This is a genomic window from Ferrovum myxofaciens, from assembly GCF_000735045.1.
GTDB lineage: Bacteria > Pseudomonadota > Gammaproteobacteria > Burkholderiales > Ferrovaceae > Ferrovum > Ferrovum myxofaciens.
In genome coordinates this window covers 1-8367 of the sequence record NZ_JPOQ01000005.1, presented here as the reverse complement: position 1 = coordinate 8367, position 8367 = coordinate 1, and the positions used below count along the sequence as shown (strand labels likewise).

Below are 8367 nucleotides of genomic sequence, written 5' to 3'. Positions count from 1 at the left end.
GGTCGTTTGTAATAGAGGGTTTGCCGCTGGTCATGGCCTGGATGCTGTAGTCGCAAGACGAGAGCCAGGAGACCCCAGCGGGTTCGCCCTTAGAACCCCCTGCCTTTAGGCATGGGGAGGTTTAGCATAATGGGGGTTGATTTGCGCGTTTTTTACCCCTTTCATCCATTTCATGAGATAGTTTCCTCATGCGCGACATACTGATTACCTTGATTGTTCTGTGGATACTGTTCAAAGCAGTGAAGCATCCTGCCGTTGGCATCCTGGGGTGGGTCTGGATCAGTGTTATGAACCCCCATCGCCTGGCCTGGGGCTTTGCCTATGATTTCCCCTTTGCCATGCTCATGGCTGCGGTTACTTTGCTGAGTTTGGTGATAACCAAGGATAAACGGCAGTTTCCCGTCACCCCCGCCACGGTTTCTCTGATCCTGTTTATTTTCTGGATGAATATCACCTCTCTGTTCGCCATCAACTTCGACCAGATCTATCCTCTATGGAGCAGGGTCATGAAGATTTTATTCATGACCCTGGTGGCTATGTCAGTATTGAACACGAAACAACATATCCGTTGGCTGGTGTGGACCCTGGTGGTTTCCCTGGGGTATTACGGGGTCAAAGGCGGGGCATTCACCTTGGCTACGGGGGGAGGGTACACGGTGTGGGGCCCAGCGGGGTCGTTTATCGAGGAAAACAACGCCTTGGCGGTGGCAACGATCATGCTGATTCCCATGCTGCGTTACCTGCAACTCACGGAAGAAAACCTCTGGGTACGCCGGGGTCTGGTGGTGGCCATGGGGCTTTGTGCGGTCTCTGCCATTGGCTCCTATTCTCGCGGAGCACTCATTGCCATTGTGTCCATGAGTTTCTTTCTTTGGACCAAAAGCCCGCGCAAACTGCCCTTGGCACTGCTCATGATCATTCTGATACCCTTTGTGGTGCTGTTCATGCCGCAAAAATGGGAAGACCGCATGAATACCATTCAAACCTATCAACAGGATAGTTCTGCCCTCGGGCGTCTCAATGCCTGGGGCATGGCCTGGAATCTGGCGGTGGATCGACCTCTGGTGGGGGGGGGGTTCGAAATCTATGACAAGGAGGTCTTTGCCCGTTACGCGCCGGAACCAAAAAACGTGCATGCAGCCCACAGTATCTACTTTCAGATCCTTGGGGAGCATGGATTCGTGGGGCTGTTCCTGTTCCTGGCGATCGGTTTTTTTACCTGGCGCAGTGGCAGTTGGATCATTCGGGAAACTCGGGGGAAACCCGATTTGCACTGGGCCAATACCCTGGCCAGGATGCTGCAGGTCAGTCAGATCGCCTATGCCACGGGGGCTGCATTCCTGAGTTTGGCTTATTTCGACCTGCCCTATTACATCGTGGTCCTGATGGAAGTAACCAAACTGTATATCAAGAATCAGCAGGAAGAAAATTCGCGGGTGGTCTCTTCTCAGAGACCCGGTCCCCAGGTGATTCGTCCGGCGGAATTGTCTGTGATCCCACGTGAGGGGGAGTCACTTGGGTGAATGGTTGAGGATGTGTTTCGAATCCGTCAAAACATACGCTGCACTATACTTCAGTCTCTAAAATATGGTGCTATCATTTGATGGCTATTGGAGCCCAACATGGAAACATTTAGCATACGTGACTTGCGTGAGCGCACAGGTGACTTGGTGCGTACCGCAGAATCAGGCCACCTTTCTGTAGTTGCAAAGCATGGGCACCCCATTTTTGTTGCAGTGCCGCTTGATGAGCACGTTTTGAGCCAAGGCATAACAGTTGCATTGGCTTGTCGTCTGTTTGCCGACAATGCGTTAAGTTTGGGCAAGGCCGCACGGATGGCCAACATACCGATCGAGAGTTTTATTGAGTGCTTGGGGGGAATGGGCATATCAGCAGTCAATTACGCTGTCGAGGAACTGGATCACGAACTGGAATTGTTGGCATTGTGAAACCGGTTGTTGCAGATAGTGGTCAAATGCACAACATAAATTTCTATCGTTAAACATGGGCCACCCGAGTTCGCAGAATATTTCCAGATGATTCGATTTAAAATTTCAACCAGATGAAATTATTCAATTTTTAACCGCACAGTAGCGATTTTTATCTATTGTGGTTTTCAATCGGTCACGAGTAGCACTCAGGAACATTGCGACAAGGATAATCAGTAACATAGACACGACATAGCCAAGGAAAGGGTAATTCGGGGTTTTTATGAAGAGATAGGTGTGTATCAAATAAATTTCCAGTACAGATCCTGCCAATATCGAAGAGATGGGTCCAATGATGTCCGGTAACCTTCGTGTGAGCAAAATATGGCAGATCGCGACAGCGGAAACGAGTATGAAGTAATAATTGAGGGAATGGATTCCCCAATACTTGTTGAGTGCCAACATCGTTGTGATGCTTGCAATCAGAATGCCGGATGCATAGATAAAAGGTAGTCTCGACTTGATCGTTGCGATGTAAGTGCCGAATAAAAATCCGAATATGGTTATCCAGAGTTCATAACCCACAAGGACGGTGAAATTTAGATAGGTTGTAATTCCCAGCATGCACAGGATAAATATGAATGCCACCTTCGGGTTCCTGTTGGTGCGTTCAATGACCGGGTATAGGATATAGAACATCCACAAGACGGCAAGGAACCACAGGCCGTTTCCAAACGGGCTGTGATTGTGAATACCGAACCAGGAAAGGATGGCATTAAGGCCGACCATACTCAATAAGGTATCCCAGGAAAATATTTTACTTTTTGCCTGGATCAGGAAAAGCAGCAGCAAAAAACAGTTTGTGACAACCAAACTGTAGCCGAGGCGTATCAACTTCGCCTTCCAAAATCTACTTATCGAAAAATCTCCGTGATACTTCGATGCCGAGAAATACCCGGAGGAAAAAGCAAAAACGAACAGGGCAACGGTCGTGGGTATCCACAATAGGCCACCGAAGTAGTGAGCCGTGGCCACCATCAGAATACACATCACCTTTGTGACAGAAAAATTGTAACTGATATCGTCAGGTTTCATTTTGGTCCGGTAGTGATGAGAACATATCCAAGGAGACCTTCGCCTATCTGGCTGCACATCCTAACCGGTTTGAGTATGTCCACACCCCCAAGCATGGATCCTGGCTCAATCTGGTGGAAACGGCGTTCTCGAAGATGGCCCGTACATTCTTGCGCCACATCCGGGTCTCCTCAAAAAAGGAACTGAAGGGCCGCATCGAAAAAGGGATTGCCGAATGGAACGAACACCCGGTTGTCTTCCGGTGGAGCAACTTCGATCTGGGCTTGGAATGATATATAAGTTGTTTGGTGTTATGTTGTACTAGGACGCGTGGTGTGTTTCTTTCTCCAAGGCAGCAACGATCAAACTATTCAAACTCACGCCGCGCCGTGCCGCTTCGATCGCAATCTGTCGGTGTAAGTCTCGACCAACCCGCACATTGAATGACCCTTTGAATGGTTGCTCTGGCGTGATATTTTTTTCTTTGCACATTGCCAAGTAATCATCCACCCCATCGTGGAAATCTTTGCGCAACTCTTCGGCATTACTGCCCTCATAACTGATCAAAGCGCGTATAAACTGCACTTTGCCGAAAAAAATACCGTCTTCATCGCTGTACTCGACTGACCCAGTGTAGCCCTTGTGTTCTAGCAATTTTTCGTGTTTTCCCATGTGCAAATCCTACTGGATACCTTGGGATGTTGCAACTATAATTAGTCGCACTTGGCGGTTATTTTAGTGAGCACTTTGCTTTCCCGATAGGCTTCGCGTTCAGAAGTCATGGTCGTTTGCTTGCCTTCCTGAACTTGACGGCGCGGTGCTTCGAGCGCCTTGCCGTACAGGTCAGTATTGGCAACAGCATCTGCCAGAGAAATACGGAAGGTGACCTCAATCTCCTTGTTCATGGTTTCTGCAGGGCACCAATCAGATTTGTCACATAGGCCTTCATGCAAAATTTGGACTTGTACGTTGCATTTGCATGGGCACCGAGTTTTTCCTTCAAGCCCTGATCACTGAGCAGTCGTTGTATGGCCTCCCGTAACTCGACGATATCCCCCCGCTTCACCAGAAGGGAATCGACACCTTCGGTGACATATTCTTCGACGGTGGGGGTTCGTGTGATGATGGCGGGTTTGGAGAAGGCCATGGCTTGGATCAGCACCATTTGCCCGGCTGAAATGTCGTTGACCTGAAGGGGTATGACCACGAACAGTGCGTTTTTAAGTTCTTGTACGTATGCCTTGTCGTAGCAGTTGCGCAACAACAGGATATTGGCAGGAACTTCCAGTCCGCTGAGGGCGAATTCGCTATCACAAACCACATGCAACGCAATCGGGAGGGGGGCAACGGCTTTGAACAAAGTGGCGTAATCCCGTCCGGAACGACCGGCAGAGAGGATGTAGTCTCCGGCGTCGGGAAAGTTCTTTTTTTCAAGCGTGCGTTGCTCTTCGGAAGGGTCTGCGTCAACGGAAATATGAAGACCGTAAGGGATATACTCGAATCGGGTACGTGAAGATTTAAAAATTTCTTTGTAGCGTTCGACTTCCAGGGAAGAATGGCAGATGGCTTGGTCGGCGATGGAAAATACGAACCGGAAATAAAGTCCCCGCAGCCAGTTGGCGAGCGGTTGCGGTCGGTGAGTGAAGATAAAACCGAGCAAGACGATATTCGGGCGTTTTCGGAAGAGCAGTGCGCGAAAAATGCCAAATATGATCACTTCGATGTGTGACCCCACCACCACGGTATCAGGGTAGGGCTTGCTCAAAATCAATGAACGAATTGCCGATGAAATAGCGAATTTGGTGACCTTGGGCCAACCCAGCAACAACAACCATATTCTTGCGTGGTATCTCAGAATGACTTCCCCAGGGAAAAGACGGTGGGGAACTCCCAGTGCAGCCAATTCTTTTGCAAAAGGAGAGTTTTTTGCTCCCTTCGAGAAGGTCGGGAAAAAATGAATCATTCGATCAAACCTCCGAGCACGACCATCGCTTGTTTCTTCCAGGGTTCATGAGGAAGCAGTTAAAGAAGGAGAAATCTGGATGACCTCAGTCCTTACTCGTTTTTCCAGACACCTGTCTTTTGCAATTTCTGGCGCAGGCCGGGCAAGGGAAACCCTCCATCGTAGGCTTTATGGGCGTAGTCCAGAGACTTGTCATATTCCTTCATCTTGAAGTACAGCAATCCCATGTTGTATTGCAGGTTGGGATTGTCCGGCTCGATTTTTTCGGACAACTGGTAGTTCTGTAGCGCTTCCTGATCCTTGTCATGGCTGGTCAGATAAATGGCATACAGCATGGGAGGGGTGGGGTCTGTGGGGGCAAAATCCATGGCGCGGTGGAAGTAACATTCTATGGAGTATTCGGCTCCGTGCGGTTGTAGGGTATGATCCTTTTCCGCCAGTCGGGCCATGGCGTTGAGGGCTCGAGGATGGTTGGGGAAGGCGCTCAGCACATAAGACAGGTCCCCTCCAATCGGTCCGGTACTCCCCTGTGACAAGGATTCCACGGCGGGAGTGAAGTGGCGCATTTCCACCAGATACAGGATATGCCCCTTGTTGTCCGGATCGTTGTAATCCAGGGGAAAATTGCCCGGCGTGGACTTGATGGCGGGGGGGCAGCCCAGGTCGGCATAGGCACTGTGCAGGGAACCGGACAGCAGAAGGGCAAGGGCGATGGGGCGTAATATGGGGTGCATGAAAATTTCTCGCTCAAGGATGATCACTGGATTCGGTGGAGTGCTCCAGCAGGGTGAGGATTTTCTGGAGAACGGTAACCGGTGAAGGATGGGACCCATCGATGACGACCTGAGGGTGTTCCGGGGCTTCGTAGGGGCTGTTGATTCCGGTCATGTTGGGCAGTTGTCCGCTGCGCGCTTTCTGGTATAACCCTTTGGGGTCTCGTTGTTCGCAAATTTCCAGGGGGGTGCTGACATAGACCTCGATGAATTGTTCTGCGCCAATCAGGTCGCGGGCCATTTCCCGCTCGTTGCGGAAGGGCGAGATGAAGGCGGTCATTACTACCAGTCCTGCATCACACATCAGTTTAGCGACTTCTGCGACGCGCCGGATATTTTCCACCCGATCGGCTTCGGTAAACCCCAGGTCCTTGTTCAGGCCTTGTCGGATATTGTCTCCGTCCAGAATGTAGGTGCGTTTTCCCTGGGCATGAAGTTCCATTTCCAGGGTGTTGGCCAGTGTGGATTTGCCTGATCCGGACAGGCCGGTAAACCAGATGACGCATCCCCGGTGACCATTCAGACGTTCACGGTCGGCCTGGTGGATGGTGAGGGATTGACGATGCACGTTCTGGGCGCGCCGCAGGGTATGACGGATCATGCCGGCGGCGACGGTGGCATGGGTGAAACGGTCCACCAGAATGAATCCCCCGAGGGCCCTGGAGTTTTCATAGGTGTCAAAGGCCAGGGGCTTGGCACAGGCCAGGGTACAGACGCAGATGTCATTAAGGGCCAGGTTGCGGGTGGCTTCGTGGGACAGGGTGTTGATGTCCACCCGGTACTTGATTCCGGTCAGGGTCACCGTGGTCCACTGGGTGGCCAGTTTCAGGGCATAGGTCCGTCCTGCGTGTCCTGGTTCCTCGCCCATCCAGACCAGAGTGGCTTCAAAATGATCGGTGGTTTCCAACGGCTGATTTTGCGGGGAGAGGACATCGCCCCGCGAAATGTCGATTTCCCTGGACAAGGTCAGGGTGAGGGCATCGCCGCAGAAGGCTTCGCTGACCGGGCCGCTGGGGGAGATGAGGGCGCTGACCTGGGCCGTTTGTCCGGAGGAGGTGACGCGCAGGGTATCTCCCACCCGTACCCGACCCCGTTCGACGGTGCCACAGAAACCCCGAAAATCCGAATGGGGGCGGTTGACCCACTGTACCGGAAAGATCAGTCCTCCTTCCCGTTCGGGCGGGACTGTGACGGTTTCGAGGTATTCGATCAGGGTCGGTCCCGGATACCAGGGGGTGGCCTCGGACGGATGGGTGACATTATCGCCCTTCAATGCGGACAGGGGAATGGCACAAATTTCCGTGAAATGAAGGTCCTGTGCAAAAGTGTCGAAAGCCTCCCGAATGGAGTGAAAGACAGCGCTCTGGAAGTGCATCCGATCCATCTTGTTAATGGCCAGGACGACATGCCGGATTCCCATGAGGGAGACCAGATAGGCATGACGCCGGGTCTGGGTCAACAGGCCCTGAGAGGCATCCACCAGCAGGATGGCCACCTGGGCGGTAGAGGCCCCGGTCACCATGTTGCGGGTGTACTGTTCGTGTCCTGGTGTGTCCGCCACGATGAACTTGCGGCGCGTCGTGGAAAAAAATCGATAGGCCACATCGATGGTGATGCCCTGTTCCCGTTCGGCGGCCAATCCATCCACCAGCAGGGCAAAATCGATGTCCTCGCCCTGGGTCCCGTGCTTTTTTGAATCGGCAGAGAGCGTGGCCAGTTGATCGTCGAACAATTGCTTGGAATCCCAGAGCAGGCGTCCGATCAGCGTACTCTTGCCATCGTCCACGCTGCCGCAGGTGATGAAGCGCAGCAGATCCGGTTGTTGCTCACCCTGTAAAAATTCCTTGGCTGAGAGGGGGGCAGTGAGTTCCATCAAAAATATCCTTCCTGCTTTTTCTTTTCCATGCTGGCAGAGTCATCGGAATCGATCATTCTTCCCTGACGTTCAGAACTTCGGGCATTGACCAGTTCCAGAATGATCTCTTCCAGAGTTTCGGCGTTGGATTCCACGGCACCGGTCAGAGGATAGCATCCCAGGGTACGAAAACGCACCCTGCGTTTTTCAATGGTCTCCTCCGGGCGTAATCGACAGCGTTCGTCATCCACCATCATGAGCATGTCCTCCCGTGCCACCACCGGACGAATTTTTGAGAAGTACAGGGGCACCACGGGGATGTTTTCCTGATGGATATATTGCCAGATGTCCAGTTCGGTCCAGTTGGACAGGGGAAATACGCGGATGCTTTCTCCCCGATGCTTGCGGGTATTGAACAGATGCCACAGTTCGGGGCGCTGGTTCTTGGGGTCCCAGTGATGGGTGGCCGAGCGAAAGGAGAAAATGCGTTCCTTGGCCCGGGATTTTTCCTCATCCCGTCTCGCGCCACCAAAAATGACGTCAAACTTGTACAAATCCAGAGCGTTTTTCAAGCCCTCGGTTTTGGTAATATGGGTATGCAGGGAAGACCCATGATCAAAGGGGTTGATATTTTTTTCGATGGCTTCCGGATGGGTGTAAACCAGAAGTTTCATGCCGGATTCCCGGGCCATGTAATCCCGAAAGAGGTACATCTCCTGGAATTTCCAGCGCGTATCGACATGGAGTAGTGGAAAAGGGGGCGTGGCAGGGTAA

The 8367-nt window shown here is 52.0% G+C and carries 9 protein-coding genes and 1 pseudogene; 3 read left to right on the top strand and 7 right to left on the bottom strand.

Translation table 11 applies throughout. The features are described from left to right. The first annotated feature begins 188 nt into the window (after nucleotides 1-188). Together IV91_RS0100930 and IV91_RS0100925 are read left to right on the top strand one after the other, a co-directional pair. Complete coding sequence (locus IV91_RS0100930; RefSeq protein ID WP_035416936.1) at nucleotides 189-1523, top strand: putative O-glycosylation ligase, exosortase A system-associated; 1335 nt, start codon at nucleotides 189-191, stop codon at nucleotides 1521-1523. A gap of 99 nt (nucleotides 1524-1622) precedes the next feature. Further along, nucleotides 1623-1949: a type II toxin-antitoxin system prevent-host-death family antitoxin gene (locus IV91_RS0100925; protein WP_031595286.1), complete on the top strand. Its 327-nt coding sequence runs from the start codon at nucleotides 1623-1625 to the stop codon at nucleotides 1947-1949. A 123-nt stretch (nucleotides 1950-2072) separates the two neighbouring features. Here the strand turns inward: IV91_RS0100925 and IV91_RS0100920 are convergent, their stop codons facing one another. Further along, nucleotides 2073-3023: an acyltransferase family protein gene (locus IV91_RS0100920; protein WP_031595284.1), complete on the bottom strand. Its 951-nt coding sequence runs from the start codon at nucleotides 3021-3023 to the stop codon at nucleotides 2073-2075. A gap of 20 nt (nucleotides 3024-3043) precedes the next feature. Between IV91_RS0100920 and IV91_RS17040 the strand changes: the two are divergent. Beyond that, nucleotides 3044-3295: pseudogene (locus IV91_RS17040) on the top strand (IS630 family transposase); the annotation flags it as partial. A 28-nt stretch (nucleotides 3296-3323) separates the two neighbouring features. Here the strand turns inward: IV91_RS17040 and IV91_RS0100910 are convergent. From IV91_RS0100910 to cysD, 6 genes are all read right to left on the bottom strand, one after another. Then, complete coding sequence (locus tag IV91_RS0100910) at nucleotides 3324-3674, bottom strand: type II toxin-antitoxin system HicB family antitoxin (RefSeq protein ID WP_031595282.1); 351 nt, start codon at nucleotides 3672-3674, stop codon at nucleotides 3324-3326. A 41-nt stretch (nucleotides 3675-3715) separates the two neighbouring features. Continuing rightward, complete coding sequence (locus tag IV91_RS0100905) at nucleotides 3716-3907, bottom strand: hypothetical protein (protein WP_031595280.1); 192 nt, start codon at nucleotides 3905-3907, stop codon at nucleotides 3716-3718. Next, nucleotides 3904-4905: a glycosyltransferase family 4 protein gene (locus IV91_RS0100900; RefSeq protein ID WP_160171504.1), complete on the bottom strand. Its 1002-nt coding sequence runs from the start codon at nucleotides 4903-4905 to the stop codon at nucleotides 3904-3906. Before IV91_RS0100900 ends, IV91_RS0100905 begins: the two co-directional genes overlap by 4 nt. A gap of 152 nt (nucleotides 4906-5057) precedes the next feature. After that, nucleotides 5058-5699 (bottom strand): tetratricopeptide repeat protein, encoded by a 642-nt coding sequence (locus IV91_RS15560; RefSeq protein WP_160171503.1) that lies wholly within the window; start codon nucleotides 5697-5699, stop codon nucleotides 5058-5060. A gap of 13 nt (nucleotides 5700-5712) precedes the next feature. Then, nucleotides 5713-7611: a sulfate adenylyltransferase subunit CysN gene (gene cysN / locus IV91_RS0100890; protein ID WP_031595275.1), complete on the bottom strand. Its 1899-nt coding sequence runs from the start codon at nucleotides 7609-7611 to the stop codon at nucleotides 5713-5715. Continuing rightward, nucleotides 7611-8367, bottom strand: a 757-nt coding sequence (cysD, locus tag IV91_RS0100885; RefSeq protein WP_031595274.1) for a sulfate adenylyltransferase subunit CysD, incomplete at its 5' end; no start/stop codon positions are given. The genes cysN and cysD, both read right to left, overlap by 1 nt.